This window comes from Streptomyces sp. NBC_00435 (assembly GCF_036014235.1).
Lineage (GTDB): Bacteria > Actinomycetota > Actinomycetes > Streptomycetales > Streptomycetaceae > Streptomyces.
This window is the reverse complement of record NZ_CP107924.1, coordinates 3,546,717-3,566,685: the sequence shown is the minus strand read 5'-3', so window position 1 is coordinate 3,566,685 and position 19,969 is coordinate 3,546,717. Positions and strand designations below refer to the sequence as shown.

At 65.6% G+C, this 19,969-nt stretch carries 20 protein-coding genes and 2 pseudogenes; 12 read left to right on the top strand and 10 right to left on the bottom strand.

Going from position 1 to position 19,969, the window contains the following annotated elements:
• Positions 1–730 precede the first annotated feature (730 nt).
• Entirely contained in the window at positions 731–970 is a 240-nt protein-coding gene (locus OG389_RS16205; RefSeq protein WP_328299197.1) for a DUF397 domain-containing protein, read from the top strand.
• Between the two features lie 83 nt (positions 971–1,053).
• Positions 1,054–1,971 carry a helix-turn-helix domain-containing protein gene (locus OG389_RS16200; RefSeq protein WP_328299196.1) on the top strand — a complete coding sequence of 306 codons (918 nt, stop codon included), beginning with the start codon at positions 1,054–1,056 and terminating at the stop codon, positions 1,969–1,971.
• A gap of 26 nt (positions 1,972–1,997) precedes the next feature.
• On the opposite strand, the gene OG389_RS16195 is transcribed toward OG389_RS16200, so the two are convergent.
• The 3 genes from OG389_RS16195 to OG389_RS16185 all read right to left on the bottom strand — a co-directional run bounded on the left by OG389_RS16195 (position 1,998) and on the right by OG389_RS16185 (position 3,966).
• Entirely contained in the window at positions 1,998–2,807 is an 810-nt protein-coding gene (locus OG389_RS16195; protein WP_443059434.1) for an SAM-dependent methyltransferase, read from the bottom strand.
• Between the two features lie 192 nt (positions 2,808–2,999).
• Entirely contained in the window at positions 3,000–3,416 is a 417-nt protein-coding gene (locus OG389_RS16190) for a hypothetical protein (protein WP_328299194.1), read from the bottom strand.
• A 253-nt stretch (positions 3,417–3,669) separates the two neighbouring features.
• Positions 3,670–3,966, bottom strand: a complete 297-nt coding sequence (locus tag OG389_RS16185) for a hypothetical protein (RefSeq protein WP_328299193.1) — start codon at positions 3,964–3,966, stop codon at positions 3,670–3,672.
• A 797-nt stretch (positions 3,967–4,763) separates the two neighbouring features.
• On the opposite strand from OG389_RS16185, the gene OG389_RS16180 reads away from it, so the two are divergent.
• The 5 genes from OG389_RS16180 (at position 4,764) to OG389_RS16160 (ending at position 10,575) form a co-directional block, all read left to right on the top strand.
• The gene (locus OG389_RS16180; protein WP_328299192.1) at positions 4,764–5,210 is read left to right on the top strand and encodes a hypothetical protein; all 447 of its coding nucleotides are present in this window, start codon (positions 4,764–4,766) and stop codon (positions 5,208–5,210) included.
• A 251-nt stretch (positions 5,211–5,461) separates the two neighbouring features.
• Positions 5,462–7,405 (top strand): hypothetical protein, encoded by a 1,944-nt coding sequence (locus OG389_RS16175; protein ID WP_328299191.1) that lies wholly within the window; start codon positions 5,462–5,464, stop codon positions 7,403–7,405.
• Positions 7,406–7,407: 2 nt separating this feature from the next.
• A complete protein-coding gene (locus tag OG389_RS16170; RefSeq protein WP_328299190.1) occupies positions 7,408–8,172 on the top strand; it encodes a hypothetical protein in 765 nt (254 codons plus the stop codon).
• 40 nt (positions 8,173–8,212) lie between these two features.
• On the top strand, positions 8,213–8,446 hold the full coding sequence (locus OG389_RS16165) for a hypothetical protein (RefSeq protein WP_328299189.1): 234 nt from the start codon (positions 8,213–8,215) through the stop codon (positions 8,444–8,446).
• 263 nt (positions 8,447–8,709) lie between these two features.
• Positions 8,710–10,575 carry an ATP-dependent nuclease gene (locus OG389_RS16160; RefSeq protein WP_328299188.1) on the top strand — a complete coding sequence of 622 codons (1,866 nt, stop codon included), beginning with the start codon at positions 8,710–8,712 and terminating at the stop codon, positions 10,573–10,575.
• A 1,440-nt stretch (positions 10,576–12,015) separates the two neighbouring features.
• Here OG389_RS16160 and OG389_RS16155 read toward each other — a convergent pair.
• The 4 genes from OG389_RS16155 to OG389_RS16140 all read right to left on the bottom strand — a co-directional run bounded on the left by OG389_RS16155 (position 12,016) and on the right by OG389_RS16140 (position 13,975).
• Positions 12,016–12,192 carry a hypothetical protein gene (locus OG389_RS16155; RefSeq protein ID WP_328299187.1) on the bottom strand — a complete coding sequence of 59 codons (177 nt, stop codon included), beginning with the start codon at positions 12,190–12,192 and terminating at the stop codon, positions 12,016–12,018.
• A gap of 4 nt (positions 12,193–12,196) precedes the next feature.
• Positions 12,197–12,436, bottom strand: coding sequence for a DUF2188 domain-containing protein (locus OG389_RS16150; protein ID WP_328299186.1), 240 nt, complete (start codon positions 12,434–12,436; stop codon positions 12,197–12,199).
• A 367-nt stretch (positions 12,437–12,803) separates the two neighbouring features.
• Complete coding sequence (locus OG389_RS16145; protein WP_328299185.1) at positions 12,804–13,277, bottom strand: transposase; 474 nt, start codon at positions 13,275–13,277, stop codon at positions 12,804–12,806.
• A gap of 236 nt (positions 13,278–13,513) precedes the next feature.
• Positions 13,514–13,975: a hypothetical protein gene (locus OG389_RS16140; RefSeq protein ID WP_328299184.1), complete on the bottom strand. Its 462-nt coding sequence runs from the start codon at positions 13,973–13,975 to the stop codon at positions 13,514–13,516.
• 159 nt (positions 13,976–14,134) lie between these two features.
• On the opposite strand from OG389_RS16140, the pseudogene OG389_RS16135 reads away from it, so the two are divergent.
• Both OG389_RS16135 and OG389_RS16130 read left to right on the top strand, forming a co-directional pair.
• Positions 14,135–14,584: pseudogene (locus tag OG389_RS16135) on the top strand (hypothetical protein); the annotation flags it as partial.
• Positions 14,585–14,812: 228 nt separating this feature from the next.
• A complete protein-coding gene (locus tag OG389_RS16130) occupies positions 14,813–15,667 on the top strand; it encodes a hypothetical protein (RefSeq protein ID WP_328299183.1) in 855 nt (284 codons plus the stop codon).
• A 64-nt stretch (positions 15,668–15,731) separates the two neighbouring features.
• Here the strand turns inward: OG389_RS16130 and OG389_RS16125 are convergent, their stop codons facing one another.
• Complete coding sequence (locus tag OG389_RS16125; RefSeq protein ID WP_328299182.1) at positions 15,732–15,905, bottom strand: hypothetical protein; 174 nt, start codon at positions 15,903–15,905, stop codon at positions 15,732–15,734.
• Here OG389_RS16125 and OG389_RS16120 point away from each other — a divergent pair.
• Positions 15,904–17,571 (top strand): helix-turn-helix domain-containing protein, encoded by a 1,668-nt coding sequence (locus tag OG389_RS16120; protein ID WP_328303833.1) that lies wholly within the window; start codon positions 15,904–15,906, stop codon positions 17,569–17,571. The genes OG389_RS16125 and OG389_RS16120 overlap by 2 nt on opposite strands.
• Positions 17,572–18,503: 932 nt before the next feature.
• On the opposite strand, the gene OG389_RS16115 is transcribed toward OG389_RS16120, so the two are convergent.
• Positions 18,504–18,848 (bottom strand): hypothetical protein, encoded by a 345-nt coding sequence (locus tag OG389_RS16115; protein WP_328299181.1) that lies wholly within the window; start codon positions 18,846–18,848, stop codon positions 18,504–18,506.
• Positions 18,849–18,865: 17 nt separating this feature from the next.
• Between OG389_RS16115 and OG389_RS16110 the strand changes: the two genes are divergently transcribed.
• The gene (locus OG389_RS16110; protein ID WP_328299180.1) at positions 18,866–19,102 is read left to right on the top strand and encodes a hypothetical protein; all 237 of its coding nucleotides are present in this window, start codon (positions 18,866–18,868) and stop codon (positions 19,100–19,102) included.
• Here the strand turns inward: OG389_RS16110 and OG389_RS36780 are convergent.
• Positions 19,068–19,196, bottom strand: a pseudogene (locus OG389_RS36780) (tat (twin-arginine translocation) pathway signal sequence domain-containing protein); the annotation flags it as partial. The gene OG389_RS16110 and the pseudogene OG389_RS36780 sit on opposite strands and share 35 nt — an antisense overlap.
• Between OG389_RS36780 and OG389_RS16105 the strand changes: the two are divergent.
• Complete coding sequence (locus tag OG389_RS16105; protein WP_443059287.1) at positions 19,179–19,748, top strand: RHS repeat-associated core domain-containing protein; 570 nt, start codon at positions 19,179–19,181, stop codon at positions 19,746–19,748. The pseudogene OG389_RS36780 and the gene OG389_RS16105 overlap by 18 nt on opposite strands.
• Positions 19,749–19,969: the final 221 nt, after the last annotated feature.

The window sequence follows — 19,969 nt, the reverse complement described above, 5'->3', positions numbered from 1 at the left end:
TTCAGGGAGGTCCCGGCCAGTGTGGCGCCCCTCGGCGTCCTGAACGGGATCCGTCCGGGCAGCGACCGGGGCTCGTTCACGCACCGGGCAGTCACGCATCGCGCTGCGGCTCTCCCCTGATTTCACTCATCCCCCACCCGGCGATCAAGAGGCACACAGGGGCCCTGACCTGCAAAAAAGCAATCGGGACGCAGTCTGCGTGACCGGAATCAGCCCGTCCATGGGTGCTGACACCCATCTTTTGTCCGCTCGGAGAGCCGAGTCGCACAGCGGGCGCCATGCGCCATGACGGCTTCCCCTAGCGCATCTTCCCGAGAGCAGAGGAGGGTCGACCGGCAACTCGGGCCAGCCGCATGCCCCTTACGCGGCAGCACGTCTTCGAGCTCCAGGACTCGCGGCCTCTCGGCGGATCCACGGCAGTAACCCAAGCGTCACGCTCAGTGGTCATGCGGCTCGAGACGAGGGGGACGCTCGCTCCCCCTCGGGCACATGACAGTGGCAATCGATTGTGGGATACCCACCGCCCGGGCGGGGTGTCGCGTCCGGGCCGATGAGGGGGCCACCCGATCGAGGGACAGCGCAGTTCGAATACCCGGGGCTAATATTCATTCACGCCCAAGCCATGCAATTGCACGGTGGGATTGCATGGCCCTCCCGCCTGCGGTTTCTCACAAGACTGCTGGTGGAAGGTGCGGAATGATCTGATAATCGAACTGCGGGGAGTCGTGTAGTGAAGGATTACAGAAACGGAATCTCGGCCAGCTCTTTTAGTGCAGTATGGACAAAGAGCCGGAAGAGCGCGGCGAACGGCCAGTGCGTCGAGCTGGCACCCTTCCAAAAGGGTGTCGTCGCACTGCGTAACTCGAGGGACCCGGAAGGTCCCGCATTACTCTTCACCGTGGAAGAGCTCGAAGCCTTCTTGGACGGGGCCAAGAACGGGGAGTTCGATCAGCTGGTAGTCGCGAACTAGAGTCACGCAAAAAAGAGTTCGAGCGACACGCGGGCTATCGTCATGCCATCATCGAGGTGTATTCGTCGATGAGCGGAGTTCGCGTGTCTGCTGTGCCCGATGATCCCATTCCTTTCTTCCGTCCGGTCCGCAGGGAAACGAGCCCGACCGCAGCCGCGGTCATCCTGGGCAGAGACCTCCGGTTCCTGCGGGGAGAGAGGCCGGCGAAGGTGGCCGCGAAGGCGATCGGAGCGTCGGTCTCCAAGTTGAGCCGGCTTGAGAGGGCCGAGAGCCCGCCCGATATCAGGGACGTTCGGGGCCTCGCGGACTTCTACCGGGTCAGTGAGGAGACCAGGGCTGAACTTGAGCGCCTCACTGTCCGCGCGCGGGAGCCGGAGTGGTTCCAGCATCACTTCAACGACTGCACCGCTCAGTGGCTCCGCCGGCTCTTCGGCCTCGAGAGCCAGGCCACCGACTTCATGAACTATGAGTCCGGCGTGGTCTCGGGCCTGCTGCAGGATCCGCAGTACGCCAGGGAAGTCATCCGTACGGGACTCCACGACCGTGAACACGCCGAGGTTGAGCGGCGGGTCAGGCTGCGGGCAGAGCGTCAACAGCGCTTCTTCGGGCAGGCAGTTCCCCCGCGCGCGACATTCCTCATGGACGAGGTCGTACTACGGCGCCGTGCTGGGAGCAACGCGGTCATGGCCCGTCAGATGCGCAAGCTGCTGGAGATGTCCGACCTTCCCAGCGTCAGCATCCTCTTCGTGCTGGAGGACAACGCCATCGCGGCGAACGCGGCGTCCGCCGGTTCGGGCTCGATGGCCCATCTCAAGTTTGCGGCCGGCGGACCGCCGGAGATGGTCTACCTCGAGGGGTACGAGGAAGCGAGCTATCGCACGAAGGAAGACGACCTTGAGCGGCACGTTCAGCTGCTGCTGCGCCTCAGCGCTGAAGCAGCAGCCTCGCGGGCCGAGAGCCGCCAGATGATCATCGATGCCATCAAGCGGTTCAAGGTGTAGAGCGCGGCTGCGTCCGGGATCCGGGACTACGGCGCCTCTCGCGGTACCTGCGCGAGTCCTCCGTACTCGGTCCACTCGATACTGCGCTGACGCTGGCGCAGTTCGGAGTCTGGGCGCCAGTCGGTCACATCAACCAGCCCCGGCTCCTTCACCTCGAGTCTCTCGAAGTAGCCGTGCACATCGCTCTTCTCCCGCACGCGGCCCCAGTTGTCCTGCGTGAGGTCCCGCATAAGATCCGTCACCTGGCGTCGAAGCTCAGCGCTGTCGCTGACCAGGTGGCAGATCACCACGAAACTTCCCGGCTTCAGCTTGGCGATGACACGCCGAACGAGCTCATCGGGCTTCGAGTCGTCCGGCAGGCAGTGCAGCACGGAGACGAACAGCACGGCCACTGGCTCGTCGAGATCGATGAGACGCTCGAAGTCCGGATGCTTGAAGATGAACTCCGTGTCCACCATGTCTGAGCCGATGATGGCCGTCCGGTCGTTCTCGTCCAGGAGGGACTTCCCGTACCCCAGAACCACGGGGTCGTTGTCCACGTAGACCACCCTGGATGACGGGTCGACGGCCTGGGCGATCTGGTGCACGTTGTTCTGAGTCGGCAGGCCGGAGCCGAAGTCGATGTACTGGCGGATCCCGTACTCGTCGGCCAGCGCCCGCACGGCCCGCTCGAGGAACCACCGATTGTTCAGGGCCAGCGCCTTGGTCGTCGGCGCGGCCTCCAGCAGCTGCTCGCAGGCCGCCTTGTCCACCTCGAAGTTGTTGCTCCCTCCAAGCAGCCAGTCGTACATTCTGGCAGCGCTCGGAATGGTTAGATCAACACGCTTCTTGTCCAGCAACGGACAGTCCCCTCGCGTGAGTTAGAGCCCCGTTCTGTCCCAGGGTGGTAAGGGGATCAATCCTAGGAGTGCATGGCGAACTGCACCACCGCCAGTACGGGTGACGGTGGCGCAAGGTGGCGGACGGTGGCGTGAAACCACCCCCGCGGTGCACGTTGCGCGCGGGGGCGGTCTCCATCGATCGGCGGCTCATCCCTCCTTGGCGTCGTCGAAGGCGAAGGGGAGGACCCGCTTCGCGGTCAGAAGGGCTCCCGCGATGGCCGAGCGCTCCACCCCCATGAGTCCCGCAGCTGTGTCGACGGACAGGTTCAACTGCCGGTGGAGCACGACGGCGTCGGCCGCCAGCTGCGAGAGCGATCCGTAGAGGCTCTCGAGCAGTGGATCCCGGCGGGCGACATGCCGGTTCATCTCCTCCACGTTCAGGCGGAGGCGCAGCCAGATCGCAGCGGCCGGCTGGGGCCCGTGCAGCAGAACAGACCACCGGCTGGCCGCCTCGGCGAGGGTCGTGTCGACCGCCGCCTGAGCAGTGTCCTTGTCGAGTGCCCGGGCCAGGGCATAGCGGAGGTAGAAGGCCCCGTTCATGTGCACGAGGGCAGCGAACTCCACACCGTTGCACCGTGAGGGCCGCATCGGCAGGGCCGCTGGGACACCGGCCGGGTCACGGCGTGTGTGATCGGTCCCTGCACCCGTTCGGGGGTAAGACAGGCCGGTGCGCGAGAGGGGGGTATCCCAAAGCTCGCTTCGATACCGCATGGCTGGTCCTCGGTTCCGCTTGGCTCTGGTGGCGCCGGTTGCAGCGCTCGATCCGGGCGGGGCGAGACTGGTCGGGCCCGCCCTTTGGCGGGCCCGACCAGGCGCTCTACCTGCCCCTAAACCAGGCCAGCTGAATACTGGCGTGCCAGGTGAAGCCGATCATCGTGATGAGGAACCCCGACGTCACCGAGTCGATCGCCCTGCCTGCAGTGAGGATCCAGATGACCACCGCGCAGGCCAGAACGGCACTGAGGCGGACCGAGAGGGAGCCGGCGATGAACTCGCGAAGCCCCACAGCGGAGAAATTGAAACTGGTACCGTGAAATTGCCCGGAGGGGACCTGTACGTGCCCTCGGCGAATTCGGTCAAGCATTCGCATGTCCTGTTCTTGGTCGTTTCGCATCCCGGGGGTGGTGGCTGCCACTCCCGGGGCGGGCCTCTCGAGCGAGGCGTGTATGACGCTACCGCGCAGGAAACGCCCCGCGGGCCCGAGAGGCCCCTCCTGCAAAGTCAGATAGTGGGCCAGTCATAACCTGATCGGAATCGATCACCGATGACCAGTCCGCCACCGGTGATGCTTCCTTATGTCCATCTGAGAGCAGCTCGCGCAGCCGAGGGCGCTCGCGCAGGGTCCCCGACCTAGTCGAAGCCCCCGGGAGTCCGCGCGCCCCCTTCACCCTGGCCCTTCGTGGTCGCACCGCGTCCCCCCTTGGTGTGGCGGGGCGCACGCCCTCGCGCGCCGGGTTGAGATCGGTGGACTTGCCGCCTCAGGCGGTGCAGCGGGCGGGGTGTCACATCGGGCGCCGCCAGCTCGGACGGCGCCGCGCGGAGAAGGCCCCGGAGCACCCGCCCCTGGGTTCCCCTATAACGCTGACACGCGGAAAATGGGCAACCATTTGGATTTCGCGAACGCTGACGCTATGAGGCGATAGCATTGGCCAGAGGTTGCGGTCCGGAATCGGATCAGGCCAACCGCCCGCAGATTTCTATCGGCCGATAATCTCCGGTTTGGAGACCCTCTGCTTGCTTCGGTCTGCCCCGACCGTGATGGGTGCCGTGTTACTGCCGCCAGATTTCGGCTGAAAGTCTTTACCTGACTGTCGTCGAGTTTCAGACGATAACTCGATTTCGATTGCCGAGGGAGAACGCCCCTCGCACCCTGAGCAATCACATGCACGCACTACGTGATCAGGGGGAGACATGTCGGAAGTCTTGAACGTGGCGGAACTGGCGGCCACCGGAGCTGCGGCTTTGGTCGCTGAGATGGCCAGGACGACCTGGCAGAGCGTGCGGGACGCCATGGCCCGCGTCTTCGGCTGGGGGAACGAGGAGCCTGAGGCTGTGGCTCGGCAGTTGCTTCAGCTCGACGCGGGCTATGAGCTGCTGAACGGGACCGAGCAGGCAGATCAGGAAGCGGTGGCCAACGCGCTGCGGACCACCCTCGGGATCCAGCTGCAGACGTTCCTGAGGCAACACCCCGAGGCTGCCGGCGAACTCCGAGCCCTGGTCCAGCGGAGCGAGGCGTCCGAACCAGGAGGAGACGGCGGCCGGGTGATTGCACGGAACAACACGAACAGCCAGGTCGTCATCTCCGGCGGTTCCATCATCGGGAACACCCTCCACTACCGTCCGGAGGCGACCCAGTGACCGAGGACTACGACAGCACTGTCCCCCCGGCCGACCCCTCGCCGGAGACGTACCGTTTGCCCCCGGCCCCCACAGGCTCTCCGTCTGCGATTCCTCCCTTCGTCCAGCCCCCGGCTCCCGCGCCGGAGCCGCCGCCGGAAGCGCCGGAGCCGGAAGCGCCGGAGCCCCCGGCTGCCACGCCGGGACCGACGCCAGGCAACGTCGACGTCAACAACAACACCGGCTCTCAGATCGTCATCGCCGGCGGCGACGTGACGATGCACAGCAAGCCCCCGCTGACCGTGACGGACATCCCCGCCGCGGAGGTCGATGCTGTGCGCCTGGCGTGGGTGAGTACGGGACCGCAGAACGAGGCGGTCCCCACCGCCGAGGAGGCCCGCTTGCTGCTGTCGGGCCCGGGCCCCGCTCTGGCCGTTGTCGCGGGCGTGCCCGGGATGGGTAAGCGGACCGCCGGTATCCGGGCCCTGTGGCAGGTGTCCGCAGCCCTCCAACGCGGCGGCGCGGCGGCGCTGGCCCTGCGGGAGGTGCAGCCCGACTGGGAGAGTCCGGAAAGCCCCGACATCGAGCTCATGCCGAAGGAGGGGGCCACCGGATACCTCCTGGATGTTGCCTCCGAGATCGACTCCTGGAAGTCCCCTGGGGACGTGGGCAAGCAGCTGCTCGCCCACGCCGAGAAGCTGCGCGAGGTCGGCTCGTACCTGGTGGTCATCGCCGACGAGGACGGATGGCCCGCTGACCAGTCCGGTGCACTGGGCCGGGTGCTGGTCACAGCCAAGATCCGTCCGTCCGCCCATGAGGTCGCGATCGCGCACCTGAAGAACCTGTACAGGAAGCCGGGATGCGCGGACTGGCTGCAGCGGCCCCATGTGGGCAGCGACGGTCCCGCGGCGATGCTTCTGACCGCCGGCTCCACGCCTGCCGACGCGGTGCGTCTGGCCGGGGTGCTGGCCGGGGTCGAGGAATCACCGAAGGGGCTGGAGCGGGCGAAGGCGGCGTTCCAGGAGTGGCGTACCGACGTCAAGAGCGTGTTCGAGGCGACGCAGGAGAAGCCGGAGGACCGGGCGCTGCTGATTGCCGCGCTGTTCCTCGATGGCGAGGATGCGCTGGCGGTCCAGGACGCGGCTCGTCTCCTTCTCGACGACGACACCACCGAGAGCGTGAGGGAGATCCTCACCGGCCCCGACCTGACCAGCCGCCTCCACGGTGTCGGGATCGAGACCAGTGGCCGCAACGTCACCCTTGAGCACAAGACGGGCTACGCCAGGGCTGTTCTGGTGCACTTGTGGCACCAGCGGGCCGATATCCACCAGCCGCTGCTGTCGTGGCTCGACCAGCTCATCACGGCGGAGGCCGGACCGGGCCGGCTGCAGAAGATCAGTGATCTGCTGGTCGAACTCGCGATCGCGGAGAACGACTTCAGGGCCATCACCACCATCAAGGACTGGATCGGCAGGGACAACCGGGCCGAGCACCTGGACTTGATCGCCAAGGTGCTGACACGGGCCGCCGAGGCTCCTGCTCTGGGACCGCAAGTCCGCTCCAAGCTCCTGGACTGGGCCCAAGAGGGTTCCGAACCGGTGGCCCGTGTGGTGGCCCTGGTCTGCCACGGGGAGTTCGCCGAGCACTACCCGAGCCAGGCCCTGGTCCGCCTCAAGCACGTCCTGAGCCGGGAGAAGCGCGATCAGGCCGTGCGGGCCGCCGAAGCAGCCCTGCGTAACACCGCCCGGGGCAGGAACCAGCTGCCCCGCTTCTGGGCCGCCCTCGGCAAATGGTCTGCAGAAGGACGCCACCTCGCCGCCCACCGCGCCTTCCTCGCACTCCTGGACCCGGGGGAGAACCCCTGGATCCTGCAGGTCATGCTGTCGTCGGCCGAGCAGCACCCCGACGTCAAGGATGCCCTCATCAACCGGTGGAGCGCCGCCCTCGGCGACGCCAGGGTCGACACCGAGTCCCGTCACGTCCTCTACAGCTGGGCACACGCCTACGCCGACGGACACGTAGAGCTGCCCATGCTCAAGGACATCCTCGACCAGGTCATCCAGCGGCATCTGGCCAGCTCACCCATCTCCGACCTCCTGTTCGGCGAGCCCGGAGTCGCCTACGACGAGGCGGTCGTCTCCCTGCGCAAGGCGCTTCGCATCCCCTCCCAGCTCCGGCCGTGGCGGGACAACGGCGACGGCCGCACGGAGTCGTGACCATGAGGTGGTTCAGAAAAAGACGGTCGGGCAGCTCGCGCAAGGAGCTGAACAACGAGCTCACCCACATCGAAGCCAGGCTGTCCAGCAGGCATGAGGGCATCGCCTTCCACGTGGTGATGACCGCGACCGTGCACAGCGACCCCCCGTACGAGATGGAAGCCGCCCAGGTGACGGCTTCCATCCGGGCGGCGGTACGACACGCGGCGGCGGAGGTCCTGCGGGTACGGGACGCGTTCGACCTGGCCACGGTCCAGGACGTGTGCGCAGCCGAATTGGCGCGGGAACGGTCACTGGCGGCCAAGCCTCCCGTGCTGTTCAGCGCGAAGGTCACCGTCGGCCTGCTCGCCGAGGACCGTGCGGCTGTATCGGCGCTCCTGGACGCACAGCGCAAGCAGTCCGTCGCCGACGAACTGCGCCGGCAACGGACGGACGCGCTGGCCGCCCAGCTTTCGGACCCCGCGGTTGTTCTCGCGCGCTGGCTCGAGCGCAACGACAGCGACTGGTCCAAAGCACCGGAAGATGCCAAGACCGCGGACATCGCCCAGCGCTTCGCCCAATACCGGCCCGTCGAGCACCTCGGTGTGGAGTACGCGCTGGTCGATGCCGTTCGCCAGTTCCTCAGCTCCTTCCCCGAGCCGTCCCAGAAAAGGATGATCCACACCATCCTGGCCGGGGGAATGCGCGCCATGGACCGCCCCGCCCAGGCCGAGCTGGTGGAGGCCCTGGCACAGGGCCTCGAACCGGTTGCGGCAGGTGGCCCATGACGAGCGGGTTGATCTCCCCCGCGCGCGGACGGTGGTGCCGGTGAACACGACGATCTGGCGCTGGCTGCTCTCGCCCAGGACGAGCTGGCACGCCCGGCGCGCGGTGCGGGCCTCCAACGGGAACCTGTCCTTCGACGTGGCGTGGCGTCAGACACGCGTAAGGCTCCACCCCGACGAGGCGGACTACCGGGCCGCCGGCCACCGGGGCACCGGCGTCGTCCCGGAGGACTCCTCCACCGAACAGCCCTCCACCATCAAGCCGGAGGGGCCCTAGACCACCGCTGCCTGCGCCAGAGTCGGCGCCGGCGCAGGCAGCGGTCATGAACCCGCGAATATCGAGTTGCCGACCAGGGAGCGTCCGCCGACGACCAGAAATCGGCGCTCATCGGTGCCGGCCGTGCACCCGACTTGGCACGCACCTGCACCCACATGGCGGGCACGCTAGAGTCTTCCCAACCCACAGTCGAAGGGTGTGTTACCAGCGGTGGCCGTCGATCGCACCTCCGACGGCCATATCGCTAGAAGCAAGGGAGCGTCGTGCAACTCATCGGGCTCAGCGTCACCAATTTCCGCTCCCTGGCGCACGTGAGAGACATCCCGATCAGGAAACAAACGATTCTGACCGGTCACAATGACTGCGGGAAGACCGCAACCCTGGACGCCCTGGCCTTTCTCCTGGGAGAGCGGGACATCCGGGAGAGCGATATCTCGCATTTCGCGATCGGGGAAACTGGGCGATCCGCACTGCCGTCGCTCGACGCGGAGGAACAGCCGCGAGCAGTGACTGTGGAGGGAAAATTCGAGATCTCGGCCGCCGAGGCCGAGCTCCTCAACGCCACCTCCCCGGTTCGGGTCCGGCGCCGCTTCGTAGAGGGAGAAGGAGTCCACCTGGAGTGGGAGGCCAGGGTCCCGGAGAACCTCGAACTCAGGGGTCTTCAGGCGCTCAAGGCCACCGAACTCCGGCAACTGGCCTCTGACTTGGCAATCACCCTGCGTCTCGATCAGCCCAACGTCCGGGCCAGTTGGCTCGAGGTGCTTGAAGACCACGCGGCCACAGGCCCTCGCGTCACCGATTGGGTCACGGCGCCGATCGTACTGAAGGACGCCCTGCCGCAGCTCCTCTACTTCAAAGGCGACGCTGCGGAGTCACCCGAAGTCGTGGTCCGCAGCATCCTCACCGCGAAGCTCCGCGAGTACACCCTCGACGAGACAACCCGACAGAAGATCACCGCCCTCGAGGACGAGTTCTCCGCGCAGCTCAAAGACGATGCAGACCTGCTCCGCAAACTGGTCGTGGAGCGCTGTGCTTTCGACGAGTTCACCCTTGAACCGCAGATCCAGTTCAAGCCGTCCGTCAGCAGCGTGTCTCTTGCGGCATCCGCCCGCGGACAGCACCCGGTTCCGCTGTCAGCCGCGGGAGCCGGCCGGTCCCGGCGCATCACCCTCGCCCTGTGGGAAGCCAGCCAGCAGCTCCTGTCCGAAGCCGCCGAGAACAGCACGGGCGGTGGCGTCATCATCGTCTACGACGAACCCGACACCCACCTGGACTACGACCACCAGCGGCGAGTCATGGAGATGATCAAGGCCTCAGCCAAGGGGGCTCATTCGACGGTGGTGGTCGCCACTCACTCACTCAACCTGATCGACGGTGTGGACATCCAGGACATCGTCCACCTGAACAGCCGGGATGGTCGCGCCCACGTCCAGTCGCTCGGCGGCGACGATAACGATGCCGAGACGCGCCGGTTCCTGTCGAACATGGCCACCTCGCTCGGATTTCGAAACAGCGTCCTGCTGCACGAGAAGTGCTTCATTGGCGTCGAGGGGGCAACCGAGTACGCGGCACTCCCGGCGCTATTTAAGCTCGCCTTCGGCTATCCCATTCAGTCCGCTGGTATTGCCCTGTGGTCGTGCGGAGGGAATGACGGTGCGCTCAATTTCGCCAAGTTCCTCAAAGAGCATCACCGCACCGTAAAATTCATGGTGGACGCTGACTCGCTGCGCGACAAGAACAAGGAATTCAACCTCGACCGCCTGCGAAGGCAGGGATTCGCGGAGAGTGACTGCCTCTTCATCGGAACCCCGAACGAGCTGGAGGACGTGTTCGGGAACGTCCAGTGGGCTGACACCATGAATGCCATGTGGCCGCGTGACGATGAGCTGCAGTGGAGTCCTGCGGAAGTCGAGGAGCTTCGCGCTGAGGGAAAGTTCAGCAAGAACCTCCACACCCTGATCCGTCAGCACTCTTCCCACGTGCCGAGGTCAAAGGAAGACATGGTTGTGGCCCTGACCCACATGCTGCGCGGCCCGTCAGACGTTCCGGCTTCTCTCATCTCGATCTTCGAGACCGCCATGAAGATCGCCAGCAATGCTGGGCAGGGCTATTGGCCCGAGGGCGACTGACCCGACCGACGCGATCGGCGAGCTTGCATCCGGCTCAGTCGCTGTGCGCGCGTCGGCGCCACCCAAGTGTGGACGCCCACCGACGCAGCCCAGCGTTGTCCGTGGCTGCCCTGTTCCTCGCCGCACCATCTGCACCCCGACGGAACGGGAGGATCTGTATGCCGAATACGCATAGCCAAAGCGCGCATGCCAGTGCCCTCCGCTCGGTCCAGCCGACTTCCTACTCACAGAGTCGCATGCAGCACTGACAATCGACAGGTGGGGGACGCGCCAGGCGAAGCTCTCAGCCCGACAGCTCTGGCAATCGAGGCCGTTGGTACGTGAGGGGACTGCGAGGCCAGGGACGTCGCGTCATGGACCGGCTAGCGATCTTGAAGTCCGAGCTCGCGGATGAAATGGCGTGCCGCGAGGCTTGCGGACAAGTGCCCCTTCCTTACCGGCATGGCACGGCCCAAGCCTCGCGGCGCGCTACGAGCTCATAACAGGATCTTGATGAGGCGTGCCGGTCGGCCGTGCCCGGTGTGACTATTCGACCGTTCGAGATGGTGTCATTCGCCGTGCCTACTGATCAGGTACTACCTCAACCGGGAGGCCTCTTGTCGTCATTGAGATGGGCCCGGGCAGCTTCAGTGAACGCGTAGATCGCGTTTATAAGGTCCATGTTGTGATTGTGGCGTTCGCTCTGAGGGCGTCCCTCAAGCATGTCGAACATGGTGTTGGGGATCTCGCCCCGGAGCGCAGAAACATGAACGCTGTGAGCGTGATTCTCGATCCGATGGGCGATCTCCGCGATGTGCTCGGGCCCTTCAAGATGGACGACGGCTGCTGCAAGTCGCAGCGGTTCTGGTGATACATCTGCCTGAATGCGGCAGGCTCGCCGGCCGGCTTCGTCTCGCCTCTCCCCTGGAGGGTAGGAGATCCCCAATTGAGCGCAGGCCTGTACTGAGCACTCTGCCCACATCGTCTGGCGCATATAGCTGTTAGCTGCTGTAAGGAGGTCGGCGTAGGCGTCCCGTTGGTGTTGGCGCCGCACGGCATCCACGGGGCCACGGTAGGCGCCTCGCCCCTGAACGCGGCCGGCACCGTATGCGGCGGTCGCTGCCAAGAGGGCAACGGGACTGGAGATGAGGGCGGCTACCACGGCGGGGTCCATGAATAGGGATCATCCCTCGTTGCGGATCCGCAGGAGTCTGATTGGGTAAAGCACAACCAAGCGTGGCGGGATCATGGGGAGTGTGGCCGCGGGTGCCGTACTCGGCGCATGGGGGCCTCGTTGATACGAGGGCGGGTGTGGCAGGAGGGGCAGAAGTGACGCCCCATCGCCCCGGCCTGAGGCTGCGGGCGGCCAAGTTCCCGATCATTCGACTGACCTGGGACATTGGATTCGACCGGATGGTCGAACGGCCGGTAGCAGCATGACACCGCTACCGGCCGACGTTGTTAGCTGGTGCTGAGCTCGATGGTGTGGATCTTGTCGGCGCGGATCCGCAGGACTACGGGGGATTCCTCGTTGACGTACGGACCGAAGAAGTCGATGAAGTCGCCCACTGTTGAGTAGGTGGTGGCACGAATCGACCGCTCGTCGCCGTAGCTCCGGTTGATCACATACTCATTCATGCGATCAACCCCTACTGTGCTTGGGGTCGCGTCCCGGTGCGACAGTGTTCTGCTCGCGCACCTGGCCGTTGGCGCCGCGGATGCGAAGTTCGCCCCCGCCGTCGTTGGCCAGGATCTGCTTGCCGCGCTCGATGGCCTCGGCTTGGGTGGGAAGCACCGCGCTTGCTCGATCGGAGCCGGGCCTCGTAACCGCCCATCCGTCGTCGCGCTTGGATACATCTCTGGTGTTGGGCTGACCGGTCATGGAGTGTCTCTTTCCGGCCGGATCGCTTTGCTTGGCCGCCTTGGAGTATCCAAGCAGCGACTGTAGGGTCCAAAGGCGCGACCAACGCATCAGGCCCCACGCAAGCGTCCGACCTCAAATCGGGCCCGTGTGGGGCCTTTTTGGGTTGACTGAATCAGTGAAGCACCTCGAATGGCCTATCAGCAACTAGCTCTGTGGCATATGTTGGGGGTCTCGGTGCGGGTCGCCACTAGATCTAGTATCTAAGGCAGAGTCAGACAGCAGGATACCGGCCACCACTGACAACTCGGCGGGGACGCGCGCATGCGGCGCCTGAGGTAGGTGTAGGGGTGGTCTTGGCGTCCGTCGCTTAGAGCTCGTAACACGATCACAAATCGGGCCTGTTGAGGCGTCGCCAGCAGATGAGTGCACAGTCCGGCGAGGCGAACGCGTCGTGGAGTTCGGTGAGGCGGTCCCAGCGGACGGCGAGCCGTTTGAAGTGGTGGAGGAGAGCGGCGATCTGCTCGACGACGTAGCGGAGCTTGCCCATGCCCTTGATGTTCGGGGCTCCTTTGCGGGAGATGGCATGGCTGGGGTCGGAGTCGTAGCCCTTGGCGCTGGGGAGGGATTCCGGACGCCTTCGGGGGCGGCCGGGGCGGCCGGCTGCGCGTGGGATTCCGTCGACCAGGGTGAGGGCCTGGGTGACGTTGTTGACGTTGGCCGCGGTCGTGATGACTTTCAGCGGGGTGCCGCGCCCGTCGCAGATCAGGTGGTGTTTGCTGCCTGGCTTCCGCCGGTCGGTAGGCGACGGACCGGTGTCGGTGCCCTGTTTTCCGCCCGAATGTGGGAGCCGTCCACGCAAGCCCTGGACCAGTCGAGTCGGCCGGCTGCGTTCAGCTCGGCGAGGAGGGCGCGGTGCAGTTTGTCGAAGGCCCCCGCCTGCTGCCACCGCTCCAGCCGCCGCCAGTGGGTCTGCCCCGAGCCGAACCCAAGTTTCATCGGTGGGAGTTGCCAGGTCACGTCGTTATGGAGGACGTGCAGGATGCGGGCGCGGCCCTGGTGGCCCGATGTAGACGTCCACCCCTCCTCCTTCCTTGCTCAGGGCAGCGAAATGGGTCCATCGGGAATCCAGCCCTCCACGTATCCTGTGACGAGAAGGACCAGCCCCTCGGGTGTGATTTCCCGCCGGCGTCGTCGGAGATCGCCGACCCCCCACCTGGTGTGCGACGGTGAGTTGTTTTCGAAGCGATCCCCTTGTTCATCGCTTACGTGGAAGATGAGTGCTCGTGAGGTCGTTGCTCGATCGAACTCCCAGCTCTCTTCTTGCGTCGATTCACGCATGCCGTAGACGGAGCCGAATCTGGGGTTCCTCTCGTTGAGCTGCTCAAGCAGGAACTTGGCCGCGGCGTCCCTGAAGTCCGCTCCGACGTCGACGCGGACTTGGGGCACTGTCCAGCGGCCGCAGCATCCGCCGCACAGCAAGAGCCGCCGCTGATCGTCGAGCAGCAGCAGGTAGGCGAGGCGGTCGAAGCGGGGCCACGGGACGTGTGGAGCGGGCATGGTCCAAGCCTGCCGATCTGCTATTAAAACAGCAAGTCCTGTTCTGTCGTACGGGTGACGCCGTGAGTCCTGCCTCGCCTTCCTGCTGTCGCGGCCGACGGAGTGCGGTCATGCGTGGTTCGTGGAGTGGTTCGCGTGCCACCTGCCCGGGCCCTCAGGGAGTCACCGCCGCTGGACACCCATGTGCCTTTCGCGTTGAGCCAGAAGAGGCCGGACGCACCTGCGGTCTTCGTCTTCGCGGAGCGTGATGCGGGTCCGGCTGGCCTGGTGCAGGTGCTGGAGGCGTGCGGCGCGCTGTTGGTCGCCATGGTGCGTACGACGCCGCCCCGGGTCCCCGTCCACCACGCCGCCGGGGTGTCGGACCCCGAGGGCTTCGCGGCGATGGGGGTGGTGGAGACGCTGGTACACATGCGCGATGTGGCCGAGGGCTTCGGGCTGGCCTGGGCCCCGCCCTCCGCTGTCTGCTCGCGGGTGCTCGCCCGTCTGTTTCCAGAGGCTCAGGGCGGCGGGGATCCCCGGCTCACCCTGTTGTGGGCCACCGGCCGTGCCGAACTGCCGGGGCACCCTCGTCTCACCACGTGGCGCTGGGCCAGCACACCGCGGTCATAGGAGCGGATCGGCCTCAGCCGCTGCCAGGCTGATCATCGTGTCCTTACCGCGGCGAGAGCGCACCAGGCCACCCGTCCCAACCGGCAACTGGCGAACCTATGCGGTCACGGCACTAGCAGGCCGCTGACCTGGGTACGAGGAGTCGTTAATGTGGCCAGGCACTCCGGGGCGTACCGCCCTGGTGCCGGTGGACCACCGCGGTCGACGGGGCAGAGCGAGGAGCAAGGCATGGGTCGACGGCCGACGAACAAGTACGCCGCGGTGTGCGCGGCCAGTCACTGCGCGGAGTACGTACAGCCGGGTGCCGGCCTACGGATCCGGCAGGACGACCGATGGCAGGTCTACTGCCAGGCCGACGCTCCGCAAGAACAAGGTACATCCGCCGGACAGCCGGCCATCGGCGGCCTGGCAGGGCCTACCGCGGGTTTCGCACCCGGCCACGAGCCACAGCAGCAGGCCAATCGCTTTTCTGGTGCATGCATGGAGTGCTCGGTCCAGGTAGATGCCGGGGCCGGCGCCCTGGTGGCCGGTGACGACGGCAAGCGTGGAGTCCGGTGTCCGGTGTGCCAGAACGTTGTGATGCGACGCGAGCGGTGGGATGAGAATGACCAGTTCGGAACCGATCGGTGGATCCCGGATGAAACACCGTGGGGATGCGCCGTAACCATCCCTGTGCGGATCCTGGCCCTGCAGCGCAAATGCTGGAAGTGCAGCGAGACCACGGCATGCGTCGCCGGCCTGTATCCACAGCGGCCCGCCCGCGCGGACCAGTGGGCGCGGTCGGTAGACGACACCTCTCGCGTCTGGATCAAGCCGCTGCTGGAGCAGGCTGGATTTGCCCGCCTGGCGGGCGCGATTAAGCCGCGCTGGAGCTCCACCGCGGGCCAGCGGTACATGAGTAGCGGTTGCGAGCGCTGCGATGCCCTGCAGGGCGACTTTCCTGTGGACGAGGAGGCATCCGATTTGGTCCGCGCAGACGGCGTGGATGCCCTGGACACCCTCCTCGTGGCCGAGGTTCCCACGCCGGTGTGGCAGCGCGTTGTCCACGGAGAACGCGGCGAAGGCGGCGTTCTGTTGATGTGAGACCGTCGGGCAGGCTGCGCGGAGCCCGCCGATCTTCTTGCGCTCAGACAGTGGCGCACCGGATTCACCGGGTGACGATGCCCATCGCGCAGGTTGCCAGGAGGGTCATGCCTGCCATCGCCACGCTCAGAGGAACGGCCAGGCGGGGTCTGGTGAAGGCGAGGTGGAACAGCACCCCGCCGATAAGGGCGGTGAGTAGTACGAGCGTGAGGACGAGCAGCGCGGTCGTCGTGGTCATGAATCCCCCTCGGTCGGTCCGGTTCGGCTGCACCGATCATGGAAGGTGGACATGTGTTGCGGCACGCGCACACTGTTGCGGCTTCACGCAACAGTCCGGACAAGCCGACGGAAGGAAACGCATGTCGCAGGGAGAGCTGGCTCCGCGTGGACCGCGCACGATGGTCTTTCACAAGGACGTCGATCAAGCGCGAGTCGGACCTGAGCGATATGACCTTGCCCTCGCACTCCGAGAGCTGGCTCAGCGTCCAGGCGTGACCCTCAACCGCTATGCGGTCCGGGTCTCTTGGGACCGCTCCACGCTCTCCCGGTTCCTCAGTGGCGCCCTGGTGCCACCCGCCGAGTTCGTCGAGCAGCTCATCGACGACGGCGACCGAGAGACAGGCGCGGAACTGACCCGGGCTACCCGAGAGCTCGTGCGCAAACTGCACCGGACTGCGCTGCGAGCCACGAGCCCGGAAGCCGCCGACCTGCAAGACCTGCGGGACAAGCTGACCGTCGCCGACCAGGAAAGCCGACATCTCCAGCGAGAGACACGACTCCTGCGTGAGATGGTCCGCAACGCGCATGAGCAGCTCGACGAGCAGCAGGGCAGACTTCGGCAACTGGAGCACGCCGGCGCTGCAGACCGACTCATACACCGAGCCGAACTGGATCAGTACTCTGCGGACTTCGAATCCCTGAAGGCGGACCGGGACAGCCTGCAAGAAACGCTCACCCGGCTGACAGCCGAGCTGGGAGAAGCCGAGCGCCGCGCCCAGGAGGCCGAGGCGCGATGCACCGTCCTGGAGCAGCAGCTGGAGGCCGCCGAGACCTGGGCCGAAGAGCGTGAGACCGAGGAGCAGGCGTCCATGTCGGTGGATCTCGGGAATGCTCCGGCCGCGATGACAACGAACGGCGGCGTCAGCTTCCACCTCGGCATCACCACGGAACAGGGCGCCTACCTCTCGCGAACCCTCGACAAGCAGGTGCCCGTGCCACTGACCGAGTTGGAACTGCGGAAACTGACTCCACGGCCCGGCATCCTGCAACTGGTCCGCCGCAGAGCAGGCGAACCGGATGAGCGGATGCACGTGGGGAAGGCCGACCGATCCCTGCCGCAGCGTCTCGACGCCACTCGCCGGAAGATCCTCGGTCGTAAGAACATATCTCCGGAGGAAATTTACTTCACCTACGCCTACATAGAGGACGACATGTCCTTCGTCGCCCCCGAAAGACTTGTTATCAAACATCTTGTGGATGAGCTTGGTGTTGAGCTCCCCTGGAACTTCAATGGATTCAGCAATAAGGACACAGGTCGTTCAAGGGATCGGACAGTGCTCAAACCTGAGCACTTCGACATGATCCACCCGATCGATCTGGACTGGTCCCTCGGGCGGGAAGGTCATCGGCAGATCTCGACCCAGTCCGACTTTATCAATTACATCAAGCTTAGGCTCCCGTACGACTTCAGGGGCCAACTGAATCCCGAATATTCCGAGATGGAGTTCTTCGACGACGCCGCAGGCTCTCTGACCGCCGATTCGGCATTCCGACTCCTGGCGTTGAACCTGGGAGGCGGCTGGCAGATCAGCGCGCTCAAAGGACGTGTAATCCTGTACGAGGAAAACGTCCGCTACCCCAACGCCATCCGGTACTACCGCGGAAAAGATGTGCAGGACGCCTAGGGTTGGACGTCAAATCGATGCCCGAGTAGGCAACCTGGAGACTGTTCTCTATCGCAGCACTAACAAGGGGATAGGTTGCCGTTGCGTTGGGTGCGTAATAGGAAGCGCGGCGGAGATAGACGCCGACGCGCGTAGTGAGGAAAGTCGCCGCTACTCGGGCAGGGAGTAGGGCCCGCCTGTTTTGGACTGGAACTTTCGAATACCTGACCGCGCCGACCGGTCTTCACGCACTCCCGGCCCAATCAGGGCAGCACCATCCGCACTGCGGCCAGTGCCGCTGCAAGAGGGTGCGCGGCACCTCGTTGCCAAGACGAGAGCAACAGCCGTGGAGGTGCCGCCACTGGAGACAGAGGCAGGGAGAGTGTCTGGCGAACGGGAGGATCCGAGCTCTCGAGGAGGCGCAGTCCTCAGCCGGCATCTGTCGAGGTGCGGACGGAACCCCGATCCAGCCCTACCTGGTACATCGATCGCCTTGGCGCGGCAGGATCATTTGCTTCAAAACGTCGAGGGTGGCTCTGCTCATGCGGCGCCTGCGCGGCTGCGCTGATCCGAGCGCAGCTGGTGCGCTTGGAGGCTCCGTGCCTCTGACATCAGGTACGCGGTGCCTGCGCAGGGATGCGGGTTCTGAGGCGTTTTGAAATCAGGAGAACGCGTTTTGGGGCTTCGGAGCCCACGCCTGTGACCAGCAGTTTCTGGGTTTTAGACAGATCCCACGAAGGCGGGGATCTGTCGGAAAACGTGTCTGAAAGTCGGTCCGGGTAGACGCGATGATCCAGACGGGCTTACCGGCAGCATGCGGAGGCCAGGCTGCGAGGCCGGGCCACCGCGGTCAGTGTAGCGGGTGGTGCTTGATCCGCATTCGAGATGGAGGGGCAGGTGCGTCAGGCCGCCGGGGCGATGGGGTTCATGGCTCGGGTGACGGAGTTGCTGGGTCAGGCGAAGCCGATGTAGATCAGCAGGGCGGCGTTCGCTCCGTAGGCCGGGACCCGCTTGTGGGGGTGTGCCTGGTCGAAGCCTGAGTGCTGGGACTCGCTGTCCTGGCGGAAGCCCTTGAGGCGGCGTCCGGCGTGGGTGTCCGGTGGGACCTGTCGCAGGTGCTCGGTCCGGTTGAACTTCTGCCGGCCCTTCGACGGAGCGAGCTGCCGGTCCTCGTCGGTCCCGTCGACCCGGATGCGCTCGGTGCGGATCTTCTCGGGGCAGTTGATGGTTACGCGGTGGTAGAAGCGGACCTCAGTTCTTGTACGTGTAGTGATCGATGGATTCGGGAGCCAGCCCACCGTGCTGGGCCGCGACGGTGGGTGCAGCCCTCACGACGGAAGTCGCCACCATTGCCGGTACGGTCTTCGCGACCGCGGCCATCGCGGGCATCGAATCCGTGACCGTCGACCTCGCGGTCGCCCAGCCGCTCAAGATTGCCGCGGGTCCCCAGACCGGTGGCCTCAACCTCGACGAGGCGCAGGAAGCGGGTTTCTACGGAGCCCTCACCGGCGGAGCCTTTCGCCGGCGGCTGCGTGGGCGCGGGCGTGGGTGATGTGGAGGAGGGCTTCGGTCTGGCCGTCGACGTGGCCGATGCCGCGGGTGAGGGAAGCTTCGATGAGGTCGACGCAATGGTGCGGCTGTTTGAGCTCGGCTCCACGCGCGCGCTGACCGATGGAACCGGCGCGGTCACCGGCATCTACAGCCACACGCCCTACCGCTCGGTCAGCGGTCACACCGGCGCGGTGACCCCGCTGCAGTTCTCCGGCCAGTACCCGGACGCCGAGACCGGTCCGATCTACCTGCGGGCCCATTACTTTGACCCGTCCACCGCGCAGTTCCTCACCGTCGACCCCGAGGTGCGCGCCACCCAGAGCGCCTACGGGTATGTGGACAACAATCCGCTCAACCCACGCCGACCCGAGTGGAATTGGTTGGGAGCCCGCCTCGGCGGTGTAGCGGCAGCGCTCGCGGCACCCGAGGCGCTCGCCGCATTCGCCATTGCCGTGGTCGTAGTGGTGGTGCTCATCGCCTCGTCTGGGCCGTTGTCTCGGCGGTCGACAGACATTCCGCCGTATGCCGGGGGAAAGGGAAAGATCGGCAGCGAGACGGACGGGCAGGCCGCGATCCGGATCTTCACGGAGAACTTCGGTCGTTGCCCCACGCCCAAGGACGAGGGGGACCGGTGGCGACTTGAGTAAGATCAAGTAGGGGCTGCCTGAAGAGACGTCCGAATACTTTCCCGTCATGCACGTCCACGAGTCGGCTCCGGGGACGAAGACATCAAGATCATTGGTCTCTGCAGGTCTTCTGCCAGCGCTGGGGCGGCAGTCGCGAGAGCCGGAGAACTCCCGGGGTTCAAGGACGCTCCGGAAGGCTTTGAAATCGCTCCCTACCCGCTGGACGAAGACGGCTGGCTTGA

What these genes read in the sequence shown, in the direction of transcription:
- OG389_RS16125 (WP_328299182.1), bottom strand. Translation starts at nt 15,905, where the DNA reads ATGACCACGACGACCGCGCTGCTCGTCCTCACGCTCGTACTACTCACC.
- OG389_RS16185 (WP_328299193.1), bottom strand. Translation starts at nt 3,966, where the DNA reads ATGCGAAACGACCAAGAACAGGACATGCGAATGCTTGACCGAATTCGC.
- OG389_RS16150 (WP_328299186.1), bottom strand. Translation starts at nt 12,436, where the DNA reads ATGACCGGTCAGCCCAACACCAGAGATGTATCCAAGCGCGACGACGGA.
- OG389_RS16105 (WP_443059287.1), top strand. Translation starts at nt 19,179, where the DNA reads ATGGTGCGGCTGTTTGAGCTCGGCTCCACGCGCGCGCTGACCGATGGA.
- OG389_RS16130 (WP_328299183.1), top strand. Translation starts at nt 14,813, where the DNA reads ATGGGTCGACGGCCGACGAACAAGTACGCCGCGGTGTGCGCGGCCAGT.
- OG389_RS16120 (WP_328303833.1), top strand. Translation starts at nt 15,904, where the DNA reads ATGAATCCCCCTCGGTCGGTCCGGTTCGGCTGCACCGATCATGGAAGG.
- OG389_RS16155 (WP_328299187.1), bottom strand. Translation starts at nt 12,192, where the DNA reads ATGAATGAGTATGTGATCAACCGGAGCTACGGCGACGAGCGGTCGATT.
- OG389_RS16170 (WP_328299190.1), top strand. Translation starts at nt 7,408, where the DNA reads ATGAGGTGGTTCAGAAAAAGACGGTCGGGCAGCTCGCGCAAGGAGCTG.
- OG389_RS16140 (WP_328299184.1), bottom strand. Translation starts at nt 13,975, where the DNA reads ATGCCCGCTCCACACGTCCCGTGGCCCCGCTTCGACCGCCTCGCCTAC.
- OG389_RS16180 (WP_328299192.1), top strand. Translation starts at nt 4,764, where the DNA reads ATGTCGGAAGTCTTGAACGTGGCGGAACTGGCGGCCACCGGAGCTGCG.